General features: G+C 71.6%; 18 protein-coding genes and 2 tRNA genes. 8 read left to right on the top strand and 12 right to left on the bottom strand.

Annotation, left to right across the window (positions count from 1 at the left end; all coding sequences use genetic code 11):
• Positions 1–121 precede the first annotated feature (121 nt).
• From AB0472_RS02565 to AB0472_RS02535, 7 genes are all read right to left on the bottom strand, one after another.
• Positions 122–769, bottom strand: coding sequence for a superoxide dismutase (locus AB0472_RS02565; RefSeq protein WP_366352663.1), 648 nt, complete (start codon positions 767–769; stop codon positions 122–124).
• A gap of 258 nt (positions 770–1,027) precedes the next feature.
• Positions 1,028–1,918: a TauD/TfdA family dioxygenase gene (locus tag AB0472_RS02560; protein ID WP_366352661.1), complete on the bottom strand. Its 891-nt coding sequence runs from the start codon at positions 1,916–1,918 to the stop codon at positions 1,028–1,030.
• Positions 1,919–2,011: 93 nt separating this feature from the next.
• Positions 2,012–3,352 carry an LLM class flavin-dependent oxidoreductase gene (locus AB0472_RS02555; protein WP_366352659.1) on the bottom strand — a complete coding sequence of 447 codons (1,341 nt, stop codon included), beginning with the start codon at positions 3,350–3,352 and terminating at the stop codon, positions 2,012–2,014.
• Entirely contained in the window at positions 3,349–4,062 is a 714-nt protein-coding gene (locus AB0472_RS02550; protein ID WP_366352657.1) for an ABC transporter ATP-binding protein, read from the bottom strand. Before AB0472_RS02550 ends, AB0472_RS02555 begins: the two co-directional genes overlap by 4 nt.
• Positions 4,038–4,874 (bottom strand): ABC transporter permease, encoded by an 837-nt coding sequence (locus tag AB0472_RS02545; protein WP_366352719.1) that lies wholly within the window; start codon positions 4,872–4,874, stop codon positions 4,038–4,040. Before AB0472_RS02545 ends, AB0472_RS02550 begins: the two co-directional genes overlap by 25 nt.
• A gap of 5 nt (positions 4,875–4,879) precedes the next feature.
• A complete protein-coding gene (locus tag AB0472_RS02540) occupies positions 4,880–5,947 on the bottom strand; it encodes an ABC transporter substrate-binding protein (RefSeq protein ID WP_366352656.1) in 1,068 nt (355 codons plus the stop codon).
• Positions 5,948–6,142: 195 nt separating this feature from the next.
• On the bottom strand, positions 6,143–7,351 hold the full coding sequence (locus AB0472_RS02535; RefSeq protein WP_366352654.1) for an ROK family protein: 1,209 nt from the start codon (positions 7,349–7,351) through the stop codon (positions 6,143–6,145).
• Positions 7,352–7,785: 434 nt separating this feature from the next.
• On the opposite strand from AB0472_RS02535, the gene AB0472_RS02530 reads away from it, so the two are divergent.
• Complete coding sequence (locus AB0472_RS02530; protein ID WP_366352652.1) at positions 7,786–8,370, top strand: biotin transporter BioY; 585 nt, start codon at positions 7,786–7,788, stop codon at positions 8,368–8,370.
• A gap of 65 nt (positions 8,371–8,435) precedes the next feature.
• Here AB0472_RS02530 and AB0472_RS02525 read toward each other — a convergent pair whose 3' ends face one another.
• Positions 8,436–9,167 carry an LPXTG cell wall anchor domain-containing protein gene (locus tag AB0472_RS02525; protein ID WP_366352650.1) on the bottom strand — a complete coding sequence of 244 codons (732 nt, stop codon included), beginning with the start codon at positions 9,165–9,167 and terminating at the stop codon, positions 8,436–8,438.
• Positions 9,168–9,420: 253 nt separating this feature from the next.
• Here AB0472_RS02525 and AB0472_RS02520 point away from each other — a divergent pair, with 253 nt between their 5' ends.
• Complete coding sequence (locus AB0472_RS02520; RefSeq protein ID WP_366352648.1) at positions 9,421–11,127, top strand: protein kinase; 1,707 nt, start codon at positions 9,421–9,423, stop codon at positions 11,125–11,127.
• 19 nt (positions 11,128–11,146) lie between these two features.
• Here AB0472_RS02520 and AB0472_RS02515 read toward each other — a convergent pair whose 3' ends face one another.
• Positions 11,147–12,601 (bottom strand): amino acid permease, encoded by a 1,455-nt coding sequence (locus AB0472_RS02515; RefSeq protein ID WP_366352646.1) that lies wholly within the window; start codon positions 12,599–12,601, stop codon positions 11,147–11,149.
• 217 nt (positions 12,602–12,818) lie between these two features.
• Here AB0472_RS02515 and AB0472_RS02510 point away from each other — a divergent pair, with 217 nt between their 5' ends.
• Together AB0472_RS02510 and AB0472_RS02505 are read left to right on the top strand one after the other, a co-directional pair.
• The gene (locus AB0472_RS02510) at positions 12,819–13,304 is read left to right on the top strand and encodes a ribose-5-phosphate isomerase (protein ID WP_366352644.1); all 486 of its coding nucleotides are present in this window, start codon (positions 12,819–12,821) and stop codon (positions 13,302–13,304) included.
• A gap of 657 nt (positions 13,305–13,961) precedes the next feature.
• Entirely contained in the window at positions 13,962–14,765 is an 804-nt protein-coding gene (locus AB0472_RS02505) for a DNA-formamidopyrimidine glycosylase family protein (RefSeq protein WP_366352643.1), read from the top strand.
• Between the two features lie 7 nt (positions 14,766–14,772).
• Here AB0472_RS02505 and AB0472_RS02500 read toward each other — a convergent pair whose 3' ends face one another.
• On the bottom strand, positions 14,773–16,002 hold the full coding sequence (locus tag AB0472_RS02500) for a GNAT family N-acetyltransferase (RefSeq protein WP_366352641.1): 1,230 nt from the start codon (positions 16,000–16,002) through the stop codon (positions 14,773–14,775).
• Between the two features lie 174 nt (positions 16,003–16,176).
• On the opposite strand from AB0472_RS02500, the gene AB0472_RS02495 reads away from it, so the two are divergent.
• Positions 16,177–17,340: a PP2C family protein-serine/threonine phosphatase gene (locus tag AB0472_RS02495; RefSeq protein WP_366352639.1), complete on the top strand. Its 1,164-nt coding sequence runs from the start codon at positions 16,177–16,179 to the stop codon at positions 17,338–17,340.
• A 151-nt stretch (positions 17,341–17,491) separates the two neighbouring features.
• On the top strand, positions 17,492–17,944 hold the full coding sequence (locus tag AB0472_RS02490; RefSeq protein WP_366352637.1) for an HD domain-containing protein: 453 nt from the start codon (positions 17,492–17,494) through the stop codon (positions 17,942–17,944).
• 6 nt (positions 17,945–17,950) lie between these two features.
• Here AB0472_RS02490 and AB0472_RS02485 read toward each other — a convergent pair whose 3' ends face one another.
• Positions 17,951–19,069: an acyltransferase family protein gene (locus AB0472_RS02485; protein ID WP_366352635.1), complete on the bottom strand. Its 1,119-nt coding sequence runs from the start codon at positions 19,067–19,069 to the stop codon at positions 17,951–17,953.
• Between the two features lie 458 nt (positions 19,070–19,527).
• On the opposite strand from AB0472_RS02485, the gene AB0472_RS02480 reads away from it, so the two are divergent.
• Complete coding sequence (locus AB0472_RS02480; protein WP_217549461.1) at positions 19,528–19,722, top strand: hypothetical protein; 195 nt, start codon at positions 19,528–19,530, stop codon at positions 19,720–19,722.
• Positions 19,723–19,823: 101 nt separating this feature from the next.
• Here AB0472_RS02480 and AB0472_RS02475 read toward each other — a convergent pair.
• Positions 19,824–19,894: transfer RNA gene (locus tag AB0472_RS02475), tRNA-Gly, on the bottom strand.
• 197 nt (positions 19,895–20,091) lie between these two features.
• Between AB0472_RS02475 and AB0472_RS02470 the strand changes: the two genes are divergently transcribed.
• Positions 20,092–20,168 (top strand) — tRNA-Pro (locus AB0472_RS02470).
• The last annotated feature ends 153 nt before the right edge of the window (positions 20,169–20,321 follow it).

Genomic DNA, 20,321 nt, shown 5'->3' with positions numbered 1-20,321 from the left:
GGGCTGCAGCCGGTCGCGCCGGAAGGCCCCCGCGAGTCACGTCCTCGCGGGGGCCTCCCTTCTTCCGCCCGCCCCCGGTGACCGGTGAGAAGACGATCACGAGGCAGGACGCGTCGGCGGCTCAGGGAGCCAGCAGCAGCACATCCGCCCGGGACCGCGCGGCCGCGTGGCGGCGGGCCACGTCCTGCCAGTCGACCACGGCCCACATGGCGTCGATGAAGTCCACCTTCTGGTTCTTGTACTGCAGGTAGAAGGCGTGCTCCCAGGCGTCGAAGACGAGGATCGGCACCGCACCCTGGCCGACGTTGCCCTGGTGGTCGTAGACCTGCTCGACGACCAGCCGCCCGCCGAGCGGCTCGTAGGCGAGGACGCCCCAGCCGGAGCCCTGGGTGGTGGCCGCCGCCTTCGTGAGCTGGGCCTTGAAGCCCGCGAACGAGCCGAAGGACTCGGTGATCGCGTCCGCCAGCTCACCCACGCCGTCCGCCGCGAGCGGCTCGCCGCCGCCGTCCTTCGGGCCGGTCATGTTCCGCCAGTAGATGCTGTGCAGGATGTGGCCGGAGAGGTGGAAGGCCAGGTTCTTCTCCAGCCCGTTGACCGACCCCCAGCTCCCCTTCTCGCGCGCCTCCGCCAGCTGCTCCAGGGTGTCGTTGGCGCCCTTCACGTACGCCGCGTGGTGCTTGTCGTGATGCAGCTCGATGATCTCGGGACTGATCACGGGCGCGAGCGCCGCGTAGTCGTAGGGCAGTTCAGGCAGCGTGTAGACGGGCATGGGCGTGGGTCCCCTCCGAACCTCTTATTGCACATCACTTGCAAATGCAGGTTAGCAGCAAGAGTGTCGGGCCGGTGTTCCGGCGCGCGGTGGAACGCACCCCGCGGGCACTGCTCGACCACGCGCCGGCGGCGGGGTCGCGACCGGGGTGCTGCGGTGCGGCACGGGGGCGGCTCGTCCACGGCGTCCATGTGGGCGGCCTCTCCGCTCGGCAGGAGAGGCCGCCCGTCATCCGGAGGTGCCGTCAACGCACCGTGGTCACGCGGCTACGGGCGTGTAGTGCGAGGCGTCGCCCTCGATCGAGTAGCTCTCCTTGCCCTCGATGCCGACCGGAACGTCACCGGCGACCGTGACGCGGTGGAGGCGGCGCGGCAGGCCGTCGTAGTTGTCCACGGCGTAGTGCTGGGTGATGCGGTTGTCGAACAGGACCAGCTGGTTCGGGGACCAGCGGTGGCGCAGGATGTTCTCGGGACGGGTGACGTACGCCTGGAGCAGGTCGAGGATGCGGCGGGACTCGTCCTTCGACAGGCCGACGATCCGCTGCGCGAACCCCCCGACGAACAGGCCGCGCTCGCCGGTCAGCGGGTGCACCCGGACGACCGGGTGGACCGTGCGGAACCTGATCGACGTGAACTGGGCACGCTGCGCGGCCCTTTCCGCGTCGATCTCCTCGTCCGGGACGGCGTAGTCGTAGTCGTTGGTGTGCTCCGCCCACAGGGTGTCGGCCAGTGCCCGCAGCGGCTCCGGGAGCTGGCGGTAGGCGGCGGCCGAACTGGTGATCAGCGTCTCGCCGCCGTACGGCGGGAGGGTGAGCGAGCGCAGCGTGCTGGCCTGGGGCGGGTTCAGGACGAACGTCACGTCGGTGTGCCAGTGGTTGGCCCGGCCGCGCTCGCTGTCGACGGGCAGCACGTTCGGGGCGCCGTCGACGGCGGGCACCGTCGGGTGGGCGGTGGTGAGGTCGCCGAACTGCCGGGCGAAGGCCTCCTGGCCCTCGTCGTCGAGGCGGACGTCGTCGAAGACCAGGGCCTTGTGGACGTTCAGGGCCTCGCGGACCGCGGCGACCTGCTCCGCGTCGAGCGGCTGGGCGATGTCCACGCCCAGGACCTGGGCGCCGATGTGCGCGGTGACCTTGCGGATCTCGATGGACATGCGGGGGCGTCCTTTCGGGTTCTCGGGTTCTCGGGTTCTCGGGCTCTCGGGTTCGTACTTCGGGCTTGCTGCTCCGCGGGCGTTCTGCGGGGTTCAGGCGGTGGCGAGTGCGGGGGTGACGTACTGGTTGGCGGGGCGCGGCAGGCCGTAGCGCTCCCGCAGGGTCCGGCGCGGGCCGTATTCCGTGCGCAGCAGGCCGCGGGCGCGCAGGATCGGGACGACGTGGTCGACGAAGGTCTCCAGGCCGGAGGGGAGCACGGGCGGCATGATGTTGAAGCCGTCGGCGGCGCCCCGGACGAACCAGGTCTCGATCGCGTCGGCGACCTGCTCCGGCGTTCCGGTGAAGGTCAGGTGGCCGCGCCCGCCGCCGAGCCTGCCGATCAGCTGCCGCACGGTGAGCCGCTCCCGGCGGGCCAGGGCGACGACCAGGGCGTAGCGGCTCCTGGCACCCTCGATGGCGTCCTCGGACGGGAGTTCGGCGGGGAGTTCGGCGTCCAACTCCAGGGTGCCGACCGGGACGTGGAGCAGCCGTTCCAGGTTCGCGACCCCGTGCCGGTGCACGATGTGGTCCTCCAGGACCTGCTCGTGCGCCCGCGCCTCGGCCTCGGTCGAGCCGATGACGGGGACGATCCCGGGCAGCACCTTGACGTGGTCGGGGTCGCGGCCGGCCGCGGCGGTACGGGACTTCAGGTCGGCGTAGAACGCCCGCGCCTCCTCGACGGTCTGCTGCGCGGTGAACACGGCCTCGGCGTACCGGGCGGCGAACGCCTTGCCGTCCTCGCTCGACCCGGCCTGCACCAGCAGCGGGTAACCCTGCGGGCTGCGGGGCACGTTGAGGGCGCCCTCGACGCTGAGGTACGTGCCCCGGTGCCGGGGCGGGTGGATCTTCGCGTCGTCGCCCCAGACACCGGCCGCCTTGTCGGCGACGATCGCGTCGTCCTCCCAGCTGTCCCAGAGCTTCAGCGCCACGTCGAGGAACTCGGCGGCCCGCGCGTACCGCTCGGCGTGCGCGGGCTCCTCGTCGACGCCGAAGTTGCGGGCCGCCTCCGCGCCCGCCGTGGTGACGATGTTCCAGCCGGCCCGGCCGCCGCTGATGATGTCCAGCGAGGCGAACCGGCGGGCGAGGTTGTAGGGGGAGTTGTAGGAGGTGGACGCGGTGGCGATCAGGCCGATGTGCTCGGTGGCCGTGGCCAGCGCCGTCAGCAGGGTGAGCGGCTCCAGCGCCCCGGCCGGCCGCTGCTCGACGCTGCCCCACAGGTGCGGGCCGTCGGCGAGGAAGAGCGAGTCGAAGGTGCCGCGCTCGGCGGTCCGGGCGAGCCCGACGTAGTGCCCGAGGTCGACGTGCGCGTACGGGTCGCTCTCCGGGAGACGCCAGGAGGCCTCGTGGTGACCGGTGTTCATGAGGAAGGCGTTGAGGTGGAGTCGGCGGGTCATGCGGGGTCCTCCGTGACACCGAGGGCGGCGAGCAGTTGCTTCCGGTACGCGTCGCGCGGCCGGTCGTGGTCCACGGTCAGGTCGAGGCCGATGCGGCCCCGTTCCAGGACGAGGACCCGGTCGGCGAGGACGATCGCCTCGTCGACGTCGTGGGTGACGAGCAGGACGGACGGGCGGTGCCGTGTCCACAGCTCGCGCAGCAGGTGGTGCATCCTGATCCGGGTGAGCGCGTCCAGGGCGCCGAACGGCTCGTCGGCGAGGAGCAGTTCGGGCTCGCGGACCAGGGACCGGGCGAGCGCGGCCCGCTGTGCCTCGCCGCCGGACAGCTCGCCCGGCCAGGCCCGTTCGCGGCCCGCGAGCCCGACCTCGGTCAGCGCCGACCGCCCCCTGTCGTGGGCGTCGCGGCCGTCCAGGCCGAGGACCACGTTGTCCAGCACCCGGCGCCAGGGCAGCAGCCGGGAGTCCTGGAAGACCACCGACACCCGCTCCGGCGCGGTGAGTTCCCCGCTGCCGGCGACCCCGTGGTCGAGTCCGGCGACGGCCCGCAGCAGGGTGCTCTTGCCGGAGCCGCTGTGCCCGAGCAGCGCGGTGAACTGCCCGGCCGGCAGGTCGAGGTCGACGGAGTCGAGGACCGTGCGCTCCCCGAACGACCGGGTCAGGCCCCGGAGCCGGACGGCGGGGCGGGTCAGCTGCTCAGTGTGCGGCGCCATGACAGCACCCTCCGTTCGATCAGCCGGACCACGGTGTCGGAGACGAGGCCGAAGACGCCGTAGATCAGCAGGCCGACGAGGATGATGTCGCTGCGCCCGTAGTTCTGGGCCTGGAACATCATGTAGCCGAGGCCGCTGGTGGCGTTGATCTGCTCCAGGACGACCAGGCCGAGCCAGGAGCCGGTGACGCCGAGCCGGAGCCCCACGAAGAATCCGGGCAGCGCGCCGGGGATCACGACCTCCCGGATGAACCGGACCCTCGACAGGTCCAGCACCTCGGCGAGTTCGACGTACCGGCTGTCGATGGCGGACAGCGCGGCATGCGTGTTGAGGTAGACCGGGATGTAGACGACGATCGCGATGATGGCGATCTTGAAGGTCTCGCCGATGCCCAGCCAGAGGATGAACAGCGGGATCAGGCCGAGGGTGGGGATCGCCCGGTTGATCTGCACGGTCCCGTCGATCAGCGCCTCCCCGGTGCGGGTGAGCCCGGCGGCCAGGGCCAGCAGCACCCCGGCGGTCAGGCCGATCGCGAAGCCGTACCCGGCCCGCTCCACGGAGGTCAGGATGTCGGTGCGCAGCGTCCCGGCGGTCCACAGGTGGACGGCGGTGTCCAGGACGGTCCAGGGCGCCGGGATCGCGCCGGGGTCGAGCCGCCCGGCGGCGGAGGCGATCGCCCAGGCGGCGAGGACGACGAGCGGGCCGGCCAGCCGGGCGGCGGGCAGCCGGCGGCCGGGGGAGAGCCGGCGGCGCGGCCGGACCCGGTGCGCCTCGTCCTCCGCGAGGGGAACCGGCACGGTGCCGGTGGTCACGGCGGTCACTTCCGGTACTCCGCCGGTACGGCCTCGGCGGCGATCGACTCGAAGCGGTGGTCGAAGAGCCCGGAGACGTCGGTCTTCTTCACGAACCCGCCCTCCGCGAGCAGGTCCGCGGTCTCCTGCTCCCACTTGATCGCCTCGTCCCAGCTCGGCGGGAACAGCGGCTTGTTGGCGAGTTCGGTGATGCCCCGGGCCTGGGCGAGGGTCAGGTTCTGGGTCCTGACGTAGAACTCCTCGTTCCAGGTGTCCGGGTGCTCCCACTGCCAGACCAGGCCCTTGGCCCACTGCGGGATGTACGCGGCGATCGCGGCCGCCTTGGCCCTGTCGTTCAGCACCGACTGCGGCGCCCACAGCAGGTTGAGCAGGTCCACGACGTCGGTGGCGATGGTGTGGGCGCCCTTCGGACCGTACTGCTGGAGGTAGGCCGGGGCCTGGGTGTTGGCCAGCGGGGCCACGTCCACCTGGCCGGACTGCAGGGCGGTGAGGAACTGGTTGCTGGTCAGCGGGACCAGCTTCACGTCGTCGTAGGCGAGCCCGGCCTCCTTCAGCGCCCGCAGCAGTACGACACCCTGCGCCTGCCCCTGCGAGAAGGCGAGCTTCTTTCCCTTGAATCCGGCGACCGTGCGTATGTCGCTGCCGGGCTTGGTGGCGAACAGGTAGTTCGGCTTGCGGGTCAGCTCGATCGCCACGATTTTTGCGGCGAAACCCTGGAACTGTGCCTGGATCGGCGGAATTCCCGCGTTGTTGGCGACGTCCAGGGACTCGGCGCGGAACGCGTTGATGACATCGGGACCGGCGCCGATGTTCACCCAGCTGGACACCGTGAACGGCAGTTCCGGAAGCTTCGCCAGCTTGAACTCCAGCTGCTGCACGCCCTGGTAGGAGGCGATCTTCAGGCTGGTGCCGGCCGGGACCTTGCCGGCCAGCGGCGCGCTCGGGGCGCCCGCGGTGTCGGCGGCCGCACTGCCGCCCGCGCAGCCGCTCAGCCCGGCCACGGCCGCCGAGGCGCCGAGCAGTGAGGTGAGGAAGAGCCGGCGGTCGACGCCGGGGGAGGACGCAGAAGGCATGGGAGTGCTCCGAGGGGAAAAGCAGCAGAAAGGCAGGGCGAATTCCCGGCGGCAGAGGGCCGGAAAGGGAGATCTCACGCAGAGGGAAATGCGCGCCCGGGGCGCGTCAAGACGTCAGCAACAGAGGGTGCGACAGGTCATGGGATGGATGTTCCTTGCCGTGTGCGACGGCTGTCAATATTCCGAGTTTCTGAATTAAATAAGCTCTGGTGACAGGGTCGGAGCCGCGGCCTGGGAGGTGCTCAGCGGGTCCCGGTACAGCACGTCGAGGACCACCGAACCGCCCGCCACCGCCAGTACCGACTCCCGGAAACTGGTCGGCGCGACCACGGCCGCCCGCTCCGCGCCCACCGCCTCCCGCAGCGCGGCGAGACAGTCCTCCCGGTACAGCACCCCGACCTCGGTGACGACCACGCTCTCCGGGTTGAGGACGTCGAGCAGCAGCGCCACCGCCCGCCCGGTCAGCCGCGCCCGCTCCACCAGCAGCCCTGCGGCCACCGGATCACCGGCCCCGGCCGCCGCGAGGACGTCCATCGGGTTCCCGCTGTCCGTCACCCCGGCGGCCCGGGCCCGCCGCACCAGCGTGCGTTCGCTGAGCTCCACCTGGAGGCAGCCGGTGCGTCCGCAGCCGCACGGCTCGGTGCCGCCCGGCACCGGCAGATGACCGATCATGCCGGCCTGGGAACGCGGGCCGTGGTGCACCTCGTCGCCGGTGGCGAAGGCCGCGTCGACCACGTTGCCGACGAAGAGGTGCAGCACGCTCCGGCTGCCCCGGGCCCGCCCGAAGAGCCGTTCCCCGTTGACCAACGCGCGCGCGTGGCCGTCCACATGGACCGGCAGCCCGGTGTGCGCGCCGAGCAGCTCGCGCACCGGCACCTCGCGCCAGCCGAGCAGGGGGTGCTCGACGACGGTCCCGGAGTCCCGGTCCACCCAGCCGCCGACGGCGACGCCGACCCCCAGTGGCCGGCTGCCGGGCACCTCGTCGAGCAGCACGGCGAGCCCGGCGGCGGCCCGCGCCAGCACCCCGCGCGGGTCGGTGGAGCGGTGCTTCGACTCCCGCCGCAGGACGACCCGTCCGCGCAGGTCGAGCAGCGCGACCGTGGTGTACGGGACGGCCACGTGCACCCCGCCGACCACGAAGCGCGAGTCGTCCAGGTCGACCGGTACGTGCGGCCGGCCCACGCCCTTGACGCGCTGCGGCGTCTCGGTCTCGCGGATCAGGCCGAGTTCGGTGAACCGGGCGCAGTAGTCGGTGACGGAGGCCGGGGACAGCCCGGTCAGCCGGGCGATGGTGGAGCGGGCGACCGGCCCGTGCTCGAGGACCGAGCGGAGGACCACACTGGCGCTGGTCCGCCGCCGGTCGCGGGGCGCGGAGGTGGGCGGGGGTGCCGCGGTACGGGGCATGGGAAACCGTCCTCGGGAACGGGGCCGACACGTCTCTCGGGGCGAGGCGCGCCGGACCGGTCTCCCGCCGCGCGGCCTCAGGGCGTACGGCGACAGGTGGCAGCGCCCTGGCGTCGCAGGTCGACATAGCGACGCGAGGTGAGGTTCAGGGACTGGGCGACCATGTCCGGAAGCGTAGGCCAGGAACCTTGAATCCCACCAGAGTGCTGGGATTCGGTTGGTGGAACTCCACAGGCCTGTTCAATGCCGTTGACGTGACTGAAACATCCCTGCCTCAGTGATCGGCGTCACCCTGGACCGCGTGTAACGCGCACCCTTTGTGGGGAGCCCACCAAGTGCCGCTTCCGGCCTTTGTCGACCGCTGACGTGTCCGGCTCAGACGGGCCGGGATAGCGTCACAGAGTCCCTTGCCTGCCCCACCCCGCGGAGTCCCCATGAGCACCGCCACCGCCGCCGCGTCGACCCACCCCGGCGCCGTCCTCGCCGACCTCCTGCCCGCGTCCCGGGTGCGCGACGTGGCCCTCGTGGCCGGCGGCGCCGCGCTCACCGGCCTCGCCGCCCAGATCGCGGTCCCGGTGCCCGGCTCCCCGGTCCCGGTGACCGGCCAGACCTTCGCCGCCCTGCTCGTCGGCACCGCCCTCGGCGCCCGCCGCGGCCTGCTCTCCCTCACCCTGTACGCGCTGGCCGGCCTCGCGGGCCTGCCGTGGTTCGCGAGCGGCACCTCCGGTGTCTCGGTCTCCTTCGGGTACATCCTCGGCATGATGCTCGCCTCCGCCGTCGTCGGCGCCCTGGCCCGGCGCGGTGCCGACCGCGGCGTCCTGCGCATGGCGGGCACGATGCTGCTCGGCGAGGCGCTCATCTACGCGGTCGGCGTGCCGTACCTGGCCTACGCCGCCGGCATGTCCGCGTCCGCGGCGATCGCGGCCGGTCTCACCCCGTTCCTGATCGGCGACGCCGTGAAGGCGGCCCTGGCGATGGGCGCGGTGCCCGCGGCGTGGAAGCTGGTCGGCAAGCGCTGACCCGGCCCGGCCCGCGTGGGGCCCAGGGTGCCGACGCACCCCGGGCCCCACGGTCGTACCGGCCGCTACGACCGCTGCCGCGGCCGCCGCTGCGACCACCACACCCCCGCCGCCCCGGCCGCGACCAGGGCCGCGCCGGCCGCGCCGAGCGGCAGCACGTCACTGCCGGCGCCGGTCTTCGGCAACTGGTCGCCGCCCGGCCCCACCGGCTTGTTGTCGGTGCCGAGCAGCAGCGGGGTGGCCGGGGCGTTCGGCGACGGGTTCGTCGTACCGAACGGCACCGGGCCCTGCTGCCAGAACGTCTTCTTCCCGTCCGCGCTCTGCACGGGCAGGCAGATCTTCCCGGTCCCGCCCAGATCGAACGTCGCGTCGACCGCGTACGACTTCGACCCGCCCGCGCCGAGCGTGCCCACGGGACAGCTGAAGGCGCTGTTCGAACCGGCCGGCAGATCCTTCGCGGCGACGGCGTCGCAGCCCCGCACCCCGGTGACCTTCAGCCCGTCGAAACCGGCCACCAAGAGCCTGACGCTGTCGCTTTCCTTGGTCCCTTCGTTCTTCACGGTGGCGGTAATCGCCGTTTTCTGCGAGCTGTTGTCGACCGAGATCCTCTCGGGCAGTGTGGTCGTCAGCCGCACCCCGTCCGGCGCCTGGTCGACCGACTTTCCCCCCTTGCCGCTTCCCGGCCCCTGGCCGTCGGCGACGGCCGCGGACGGCAGGATCAGCACGGCCGAGAAAGATGCCGTGACCAGCGATCCCGCGACCACGGTCAACCGCCGGAGCGTACGACGAGAACTCATGTTCGTCCCCCTTGCAACCCCCTGGAACCGCACCTGAATTCGCGGCCACTTGAAGAGGTACCACAAGATTTCTCAGCACTATGCTGGTACGGCCGTAAGTGTGACCATTATGTGTCGGCAGGGGCGGTCGTTGAGGGGGTGCAGCGAATTGCCGGGGAATTCAGAGAATTCAGGGAATTCAGTTGACGCGGGGAGCCCGGGGAATGCGGGGAATCCGGAGAGCGCGGGGCCGGGCGGTGTCCCCGGGCTGCTGGTGACCGGCCGCTACCGGCTGGCCGAGAGTATCGGGCAGGGCGGCATGGGGCGGGTGTGGCGGGCCGCCGACGAGATGCTCGACCGGCAGGTCGCCGTCAAGGAGATGCGGATCGACGGCCTCGACGCCGAGGACACTCGCACCCGCCGCGAACGAACCCTGCGCGAGGCCAGGGCCACCGCCCGGATCGACCACCCCAACGTGGTGCGGGTCTACGACGTCGTCGACGAGGGCGAACGCCTGTGGATCGTCATGGAGCTGGTCAACGGCCGCTCCCTGGAGTGGATCATGGCCGAGGAGGGGCCGCTGAGCCCGCGCGCGGCCGCCCGGATCGGCCTCGGCCTGGTCGCGGCGCTGCGCCAGGTGCACGCCGGGGGAGTGCTGCACCGCGACATCAAACCCGGCAACGTCCTCGTCGAGAACACCGCGGGCCGGGTCGTCCTCACCGACTTCGGCATCGCCGCGATCCAGGACGCCAAGGCGCTCACCATGGTCGGCATGCTCGTCGGCTCCCCCGACTACATGGCGCCCGAACGCGTCTCCGGCCGCCCGCAGGGCCCGCCCTCCGACCTCTGGTCGCTCGGCGCGACCCTGTGCGCGGCCCTCGGCGGCCGCTCCCCCTTCTCCCGCGACACCACCCTGGCCACCCTGCACGCCGTCCTCTACGAGGAACCCGAACTCCCGGCCACGGCGGGCCCGTTGTGCGACCTGCTCGCAGCCCTCCTGGAGAAGGACCCGACCGCACGTCCCGGCCTGGAGGAAGCGGAACGGGAACTGCGCCCGGTGGCCCACCCGGCGCCTGCGGAACGCCCGACACCGACGTACGTGATGCGCGTTCCGGCCCCGGAGGACGAACGCCCGCAGCCGCAGCCGACGGTGGCACCGACACTCCCGCCGCTCAGCGCGCCGACACAGGCGGCGTCGGAACCCCGCTCGGAGGTCCGTTCGCAAACCCCGTCGAGCAATGCGACGGGCCCGACGCTCCCGACCCGCCCGCACCCGGGACCCGTACGGCAACGCCCCGAACCGGAGCGCCCCGTCAGGGGCGCGGGGAACGGCGCGAGGGGCCCCCGCCCACCCGCACCGTCCCAGCACCGCAAGGCCCGCAAACGCACGGCTCTCCTCGCCGTACTGGGAACCGCAGCGGTCGCCACCGCCCTCGCCGTCCTCCTCACCACCACGACAGGCGGCGGCGACAAGGACACGGCGACCGGGGCCTTTGCCACCCCCTCGGTCGCCACCGGCCCGTCGGCCACCGTGGCGGGCACAGCCCGCCCCCGCTCGCTCCCGCCCGGCACCCACGAGGAGGCCGGCGGCTTCGCCTGGGCGCCGCCCCCCGGCTGGCGCCGGGACGTGAAGACGGGCGCCGAGGTCCACTACACCTCTCCCGACGGCAGCCAGGAACTCGTCGCGAAGTCCTCGCTCGCCCGCGGCAACCTCATGGACAGCTGGAGCGCCTCCGAGCAGAGCGCCCACCAGGGCCAGGACTACACCAAGATCCGGCTGGCCGGGACGACCTTCCGCGGCCACCCGGCTGTGGTCTGGGAGTACACCTTCACCCTCAGGGGCACCCCCTGGCACGCACGGCTGCTGGGCTTCGACGCCGGCGGCAAGTCGTACCAGATCAACACCTGGTACCGGCCGGCGGTCGAAGCCCAGGCCGTACGGATCTACGAGAGGGTGAAGGAGAGCTTCACCCTGCTGTGAGGCGGCCGTGAGGATCGGCTCAGCCGACGGACACCTGGTCGGCGCTCTCGGCGGCCGTCCGGTCCGCCGGGCCCGCACGGCGGCCGGTCACCTTCTCCTTCACTACGGCGACGGCGACCACCGCCGCCGCGACCAGCAGCGAGAGCAGCACGGTGGTACGGCCGCTGCTCTCGCCCTCCGTGTCGGTCAGCATGTAGCCCAGCACGAACACGATCAGACCGGCCGTCGCCCAGGTCAGGTACGGGTACAGCCACATCTTCACGACGAGCTTCTCCGGCGCCTCGGCCTGGATGATCCTCCGCATGCGCAGCTGCGAGAAGCAGATGACGAGCCAGACGAACAGGGCCACCGCGCCGCTGGAGTTGACGAGGAAGAGGAAGACGGAGTCCGGGAACTTGTAGTTGAAGAAGACGGCGACGAACCCGAACAGCACGGACGCGAGGATCGCGGCCATCGGCACCCCGCGGGCGGTGGTCCGCGCGAACGCCTTCGGGGCGTCGCCCCGCTGCCCGAGCGAGAAGGCCATCCGGGAGGCCGTGTACAGGCCGGAGTTGAGACAGGACAACACGGACGTCAGCACGATGACGTTCATGATCTGGCCGGCGTGCGCGATGCCGAGGGAGTCGAGGGCGGCGACGTACGAGCCCTTCTCCTTGATGGTCGGGTCGTTCCACGGCAGCAGGGAGACGACGATGAGGATCGAGCCGAGGTAGAAGACGCCGATCCGCCAGATGATGCTGTTCGTGGACTTGGTGACCGCGCGCTGCGGGTCCTCCGACTCACCGGCGGCCAGGGTGGCGATCTCGCTGCCCATGAAGGAGAACACGACGAGCAGGACGCCGGTGAGGATGGCGCCGGGCCCGTGCGGCAGGAAACCGCCGTGGCCGGTGAGGTTGGAGAAGCCCGCCTTGTCGGTGTCCGCGCCGGGCAGCACACCCAGCACCGCCAGCAGGCCGACCACGATGAACGCGCCGATCGCGACGACCTTGATGCCGGCGAACCAGAACTCGAACTCGCCGTAGGAGCCGACGGAGACCAGGTTGGTGGCGGTGAGCACCGCCATCACGATGAGCGCCCAGCCCCACTGCGGTACGGCCGGGATCCAGCCTTCCAGGATCGTGGCGCCGGCGGTGGCCTCGACCGCCAGCACCACCACCCAGAAGAACCAGTACAGCCAGCCGATGGAGAACCCGGCCCAGCGGCCGAGCGCGCGGTCGGCGTGCGCGGAGAACGATCCGGAGGTGGGGTTCGCCGCGGACATCTCGCCGAGCATCCGCATCACCAGCACCACGAGCGTGCCGACGAGCGCGTACGAGAGCAGGATGCCGGGGCCTGCGGTGGCGATGCCGGTACTGGAGCCGACGAAGAGGCCGGCGCCGATGACACCGCCGATGGCGATCATCGACAGATGCCGGTTCTTGAGTCCTGCCTGAAGGCCGTCTCGGCGGCCGTCCTGGGGACCGTTGCCATTCATGGGGGGAATTCCTTTGCGCCGGGTGAGCGGGCTCTCGCACGAGCGGCGTACGAGTCGGTCCAGTGAAACGGAGGTGGACTGATTCCTGAACCTTTGAATCCGGATCGTTACTTGAGGTTTTCCTGAGGTTCTGTAGTGTTACTCACCATTCCCGGGATGCTTTCGGGTATGCCGCCCCGCCCCTGCCGTGCGGTCACGCCCATGTCACACTCGTCCCATGCGCGTGTATCTCGGCTCCGACCATGCGGGCTTCGAACTCAAGAACCACCTCGTCGAGTGGCTGAAGGCGGCGGGCCACGACCCCGTGGACTGCGGCCCCCACATCTACGACGCCGACGACGACTACCCGCCCTTCTGCCTCCGCGCGGCCGAGCGGACGGCCGCCGACCCCGCCTCCCTCGGCATCGTGATCGGCGGCTCCGGCAACGGTGAGCAGATCGCCGCGAACAAGGTGAAGGGTGTGCGGGCGGCGCTCGCCTGGAGCGAGGAGACGGCGTCGCTGGGCCGACAGCACAACAACGCGAACGTCGTCGCGGTGGGTGCGCGCATGCACACGCAGGACGAGGCGACGAAGTTCGTCGAGACCTTCCTGAACACGCCGTTCTCCGAGGGCGAGCGCCACATCCGCCGCATCGAGATGCTGTCCGCGTACGAGACGACGGGCGACCTCCCCCCGGTCCCGGCGCACCACCCCCAGCCGTAGCCTTCGCTCCCCCACCCACCCGACTCGGTTGCCCGAGAAACGAGGCGGGAGCCGACCGGCAGCCGGCAGTCGCCCGTCCGCGGGCACGCGGGGGCTGATCGCGCAGTTCCCCGCGCCCCTGACAGGGCACAGCCGCCCGCGAAGCCGACAGGGTCCCGCTTCCTGACGGGGCACTGCCGCCCGCGAAGCCGACAGGGTCCCGCTTCCTGACGGGGCACTGCCGCCGGTCGACCCGGTACGGTCCCGGTCGCTGACGGGGTGCTGCCGCCGGCGAAGCCGGTACGCTCCCGCGCTTCCTGGTCGGGTGTTGCTGCCGGTGGAGTTGGCACGGTCCCGGTCCTAGACGGGGTGTTGCTGCTGGTGGAGCTGGCACGGTCCCGCTTCCTGGTGGGGTGTTGCTGCTGGTGGAGCTGGCACGGTCCCGCTTCCTGGTGGGGTGTTGCTGCCGGCGAAGCCGGTACGCTCCCGCGCTTCCTGGTCGGGTGTTGCTGCTGGTGGAGCGGGTACGGTCCCTGGTGGGGTGTTGCTGCTGGTGGAGTCGGCGCGGTCCTGTGCGGCTTGCGGGGGGCTGGGGTGCGGGGCGGGGGTTTTCGGTTCTTCGACGTTCATCTCTCCACCGAGCGAGTCGGGTGGGTGGGTGGGAAAGGAATCACGTCAGTGCCAGAGGGGCACACGATTCATCGGCTCGCGCTGGACTACCGCCGGCTCGCCGGGCCCGTGCGGGTGAGCAGCCCGCAGGGCAAGTTCTCCGACGCCGCGGAGCTGATCGACGGCGCCCCCCTCACCCGCACCGAGGCCCACGGCAAGCACCTCTTCCTCGGCTTCCGCGACAGCGACTGGGTCCACATCCACCTCGGCCTCTTCGGCAAGGTCGCCTTCGGTGACGCCCCCGCGCCCCCGGCCACCGACACCGTCCGCCTCCGCCTGGCGAACCCCACCGCCTACGTCGACCTGCGCGGTCCCACCACCTGCGCCCTGATCACCGACGCCGAGAAGGCCGCCGTACACGCCCGCCTCGGCCCGGACCCGCTCCGCGCCGACGCCGACCCGGACGCGGCGTACCGCAGGATCTCCCGCAGCCGCACGACCGTCGCCGCCCTGCTGATGGACCAGAAGGTCATCGCCGGGGTCGGGAACGTCTACCGCGCCGAGGTCCTGTTCCGGCACGGGATCGACCCGTACCGCGCGGGCAGGGACATCACCCCCGCCGAGTGGGACGCCGTCTGGGCCGACCTCGTCGGGCTCATGCACGAGGGCGTCCGCAACAACCGCATCGACACCGTCCGCCCCGAGCACACCCCGGAGGCGATGGGCCGCCCGCCGCGCGTCGACGACCACGGCGGCGAGGTGTACGTCTACCGCCGGGCCACCCTGCCCTGCCACCTGTGCGGCACCGGGATCCGCACCGCCGGCCTCGCCGCCCGCAACCTCTTCTGGTGCCCCACCTGCCAGAAACGCTGAGCGCGCGCTAGAAGCCGTGCGGCAGCCACGGCACCACCGGTGACCCGAACGCCGCCGACGCCTCCGCCAGCGCCCCCGGCCGCAGTTCGCCCACCCGCCCGGCCCGCGCCAGCGACAGCAGGGACACGCCGCCGAGGTACGCCGCCCCCAACTCCCGTACCGACAGTGCCAGCTCGGCCGTGTCCGTCGTACGCTCGCAGGACGCCCCCTTGGCGTCCCCGGTCAGCCGCCAACGCCCCGCGTTCCAGGGGCAGAAGGCGTCCGCCACCTCCAGCACCACGTCCACCGGCGCCTGGTAGGTCCGCGCCGCGAGCGCCGCACCGACGTCGACGAGACGCACGTACCCCATGTCCCGCACCCGCGTCAGACAGCGCCGGATGTCGGAGACCTGGTACTGCCAGGCGTCGTCGACCGGCCGCCCCCGCACCGTCAGCGTCGTCATCAGGTCGATGCCGAACAGGAACCGCCACAGCGCCGCGTCGCTCGCCGGGTCGAGCGCGGCGAGGTCCTCCAGCGTCACCGTGCCGTCGTGCCCGCTCGGCGACCAGCCCATCTTCGTACGGAACCGGGCGTACCCGGTGACCTTCCCGTCCCGCTCGGCGACCACGCACTGCAGCGCCGACGCCCCGCCCCGCTCGCTCTCCGGGTCCAGCAGCCCTGCCCGCTCCCAGCCGGGCTGCCGGGCCAGCATCCCGGGCCGCAGCGGCACCAGCTCCGCGTAGACGGCCTCGCACGCGCCGAGCACCTCGGCCGGGTCGGCGTACCGCAGCCGTACGTCACCGGTGCCGGCCGGGACGTCCAGCGTCACCCGGCTCGTGTCGATCTCGGCGTGCAGATGGGAGGTCGCGGCGCCGTACCCGAAGCGGCCGTAGATCGCCGGCTCGGAGGCGGTCAGCGCGGCCAGCGGCTCGCCCCACTCCCGTACGTCGTCGAGCTGACGGCGCATCATCGACGTCAGCACCCCGCGCCGCCGGTGCGTGGCGGCCACGCTCACCATGGTGATCCCCGCGGTGGGCAGCAGCGCGCCGCCCGGCACGGTCATCCGGAACCGGAACGCCCCCGCCGTCCCGACCAGTTCGGACCCGTCCCAGACGGCCAGCGAGCGCTCGTACTCGGTGAGGGACCGGTCCAGGTCGCGCTCCTCGGCCGGCGCCGGACCCGCGCCGAAGGCCCGCACCAGGTGGTCCCACCAGCCGTCGAACCCCTCGGGACGCAGCACCTTCAACTCGGTCGCCATACGCCATGACTACCAGGGCATTGCAGGACGAGCCAGCGAATTTCTCCCGGACGGCGACGCGGGGCCTTCCGGTGAAGTTCACTGTGAAGTCGCACCCGAAGGTGAGCCTCGGACGGGGGACAAGTGGGACCTCCCGTGCCAAGCAGCTGGTCCGATGGATAGGGTCCCGAACTAATGGCAGTAGACCGAGAGCGGCGCGCGAAGGCCGACACCCTCCCGGCCCGGTGGAAAGTGCAGTGGCACCGGGTCCGCGTCGGCGTGCGCAGAAGCGCCGTGGACTACTTCCGTGGCGACGGCTCCGACTGGATCGCCCTGATCGGACTGTTCCTGACCGTCCCGGTCCTCGCGGCCATGACCCTCGCCAACTCGGTCTGGTTCTCCCCGGCCGCGCTGGTCCTGCCGATCATCGCGGGCGGCCTGCTGCTGCGGCCGGCGAGCCTGCTCGGCCTGTACGCGGCGGCTGCCACCGCCCTGATCGTGGAATCGGTACGGCTCGGCCCCTACACCGAGGGCCCCTCCCGGGTCACGCCGGGCGTGGTCCTGGTCGTCGCCGCCTGTGGTTTCTTCGGTCTGCTCACCGCCCAGTTCCGCAGCCGGGTCGGCGTGCCCTGGCGGCGCGGCGGCACCATGCTCTTCGACCTGCGCGAACGCATCCGGGTCCAGAGCAAGCTGCCGAAGCTGCCGCCGGGCTGGCACCGCGAGATGGCCCTGCGGCCGGCCGGCGGGCAGTCCTTCTCCGGCGACTTCGTGGTCGCGGCCCGTACGAACAACGGCCGCACGATGGAGGTCGTCCTCACGGACGTCTCCGGCAAGGGCATGGACGCGGCGTCCAGGGCGCTGCTGCTCTCCGGTGCCTTCGGGGGCCTGCTCGGCTCCCTGCCGCCGCACGCGTTCCTCCCCGCCGCCAACGGCTACCTGCTCCGCCAGGACTGGGACGAGGGCTTCGCGACCTCCATACACCTGGTCCTGGACCTCGACTCCGGCGACTACGAGCTGTACTCCGCGGGCCACCCGCCCGGCCTCCAGCTCAGCGCCGGCAGCGGCCGCTGGGAGGAGAAGGCCGCCGAGGGCCCTCTCCTCGGGGTGTACGACGGTGCCCAGTTCGACTCCGTCAAGGGGTCCCTGCGCCCCGGCGACGTCCTCATGATCTTCACGGACGGCCTGGTGGAGACGGCCGACCGTGACATCGTCGAAGGCATGGACCGTCTCACGGGGGAGGCCGACCGCTACGTCGCCGGCGGCTTCCACGGTGCCGCCTGGCACCTGATCGAGGCGGTGGCGAAGGACGTCAACGACGACAGGGCACTGCTGCTGATCTGCCGGGAGGCGGCGAGGTGACGCGGACCGGGCCGCGCCCGCGGACCGTCGGCGGCTGCCGGCGCGCGGGGGCCGGCCGCGCAGTTCCTCCCCCAGCCTTCGGCCGGGGGAGGGCACCCTGGAAGCGCCGGTAAGCGTCCCCACCTCACCCCGGCCACGAGATACTCGCACCGTGACCCCGACCCCGCTCTCCCTCGCCGACGTCGAGAGACTCGCCCGAGACGCCCACGCGGCGCAGACCGACAAGGCCGGGCGGCCCTACGCCGAGCACCTCGCCGCCGTGGCCGACGGCGTCCGCGCTCGCGGCGGCGACCCGGACCAGATCGCCGCCGCCTGGCTGCACGACGCCGTCGAGGACCACGCCCTCAGCGAGGAGTGGCTGGACACGGCCGCCCTGAGCCCACGCACGAAGGCGGTCGTGCGCGCCCTCACCAAGCACCCCGGCGAGTCCCCGGAGTCGTACGCCCGGCGCGTCCTTGCCACCCCCGGCGCCCTCCTCGTCAAGGAGGCCGACCTCGCGCACAACGCCGACCCCGGCCGGCTCGCCGTACTGGACGAGGCCACCAGGAAACGGCTCACCGAGAAGTACGCCCGGATGCGCGCCCTCCTCGGCCTCCCCGCCTAGGAGCCCTCACGCGCCGGCCATCTCCCGGCTGCGCGGCTCCCGCTCCCGGGCCGTCTCCGCCGCGTCCCGCCGGAACGCCCAGTCCATCCGCGGCTCCATGGAGAACCGGAACGCCCGCCGCACCGGCGAGGTGCACAGCAGCGTCACGCACCCGCCCGCGAGCGCCGTGACGAGGATCTCGCCGGCCGGTCCGTGCAGCCACCGCGGGTCGAACCAGCCCGCGTGGACGCCGTACTTCACGACGAAGCCGTGCAGGAGGTAGCCGTACAGCGTGCCCGCGCCCAGCGCCGTGAACCACGTGCGCCGGCCCGGCACCCAGGAGAAGAAGCCCGCTGTCAGCACCATCGAGCAGCCGAACATGGCGAGCACCATCACCGGCCCGCACCACCACGGCGCGCCGAGCTCCTGCGCGGAGTCCCGGTGGTAGAACCACGCGGTGTTCATCCGCGGTACCGACCACCAGGCGAACGCCAGCGCGAGGGCGAAGACCGGCACCGCGGCGATCCGCACCGGCCACCGGCGCACCAGCCGGAAGTGCTCGGGCCGCAGGCACAGGCCGAGCACGAAGTACGGCAGGAACTGCAGCACCCGCTGGAGGTCGAGGTCGTCACCGATGCTCGGGGACACGGACGCCAGCATCGCGATGCCGAAGGCGACCGGAACGGGATGCCGGACCGCCCTCCACAGGGGCGTGGTCAGGCGCCAGACGAACAGCGCGCACAGGAACCAGGTCAGGTACCAGGGGTCGAGCAGGCTGATGTCCTGGCCGGAGTCGCCGACCACGAAGCGCTGGAAGAGCGAGTAGGCCGTCTCGAACAGGACATAGGGGACGACGACTCCGGTGACCAGCCGCTTCAGCCGGTCCGGGCGCATGTCGAAGTTCCGGGAGAAGTAGCCGGAGACGATGATGAACGCCGGCATGTGGAAGGCGTACACGACGCAGTACGCCGCCTCCAGGACGCGGCTGTCGCCCTTCAGCGGCTCCCATGAGTGACCCATCGCGACGAGCACGATCGCCAGGTACTTGGCGTTGTCGAAGAACGCGTCGCGCTGTCTGCCCGCCGGTGGCCGGGCGGGGGGACGTGGTGTTCGGTTCTGGCCGGGGGACGTGGCGGCGGCAAACATCTGAGGCACCCTAGCGTCGCCTGTGGGATTCCGTAAAACCGCCGATGCGTTTCCTGGTAATCGGCGGGAACCGATTCTTGATCGCCTCGGGATTCGCCGGGGCCGATGCCTGTACCTATGCAGTTCCATGCGGCACTTACACCTGAGATGTCCGTATTCATCCATACTAATTGGTGCATAACGAACGCGGGTCGCCGCATCTTGCCGTGCCTGTGTCAATAATTCGAATTGGCTGCGCGCGAGTTGTGTGGACACGGAAACCATGTCTGTCAATTGCCGTGGATCCGTGGGCGGGTGGGGCCTCGAATTGCCGAGCGGGCAGTTGTCGGTGCGCGGTGAGTTGTCGACGTTGTGTCACGAACCGCATAGTGCGGCCGGGTTGGTGGCACGATGGATCTGGCGGGGTGCGGGGCCGTACCCCAGGCCGGAGAGCGGACCGACCGAGGGTGTGATCAGTTGTGGCCATTTCACTGTCTGTGGTGTTGCTGTTGGCGATCATCCTTGTGGTGCTGATGAGAGGGGGGAACATCAAGGCGGGCCCCGCGATCGTCGCCGTCCTGTTCGGCTTCTTCCTCGCGTCGACCGGGATGGCCCCCTCCATCCAGCGCTTCCTCGACTCGCTGGCGCAGACCATAAACTCGATCAACTTCTGACCGCGGGAGCCGGCGTTCCTCCCCGCCGATCCGGCCCCGACAACGACTCAGGCCCGGGGCACCGGGCAAAACCACCGGTGACCTGGGCCTGAGCCATGCGGAGCGGGCGACGGGAATCGAACCCGCGTAGTCAGTTTGGAAGACTGAAGCTCTACCATTGAGCTACGCCCGCACAACACGCGCCGCAGGTCGGGGACCGCGGCACAGAAGGCATCGTAGCGGGTCGCCCGGCGCGTAGGCGAACGCGACGGGGCCGCGCGGACACGGCGGTGGCGCGACGGCGGCGCGGCGGTGGCCCGATGCCCGCGCGGGTGAACAAAGCGGCCGTCGCAGGCGGCCCGGGCATGTACCCTACGTGTCGCACCGAAACGGGGTGTGGCGCAGCTTGGTAGCGCGTCCGCTTTGGGAGCGGAAGGCCGTGGGTTCAAATCCCGCCACCCCGACCACCACCTGACGGCGTCCGTCTTGATCGCCTTTTGGGCCGCTGAGCCGCTGCGGTTACTATGCAAGCTGCGTGCCCGTGTGTCCTGGCCCCCTGTACGGCGGCCTGCGAACTCCTCCGGGCGGCGAAACTCCGCCGGGCCCCTCTGGCACCGGCA

Origin of the sequence: Streptomyces sp. NPDC086777, assembly GCF_040702065.1 — a bacterium.
GTDB lineage: Bacteria > Actinomycetota > Actinomycetes > Streptomycetales > Streptomycetaceae > Streptomyces.
This window is presented reverse-complemented; position numbering and strand designations above follow the sequence as displayed.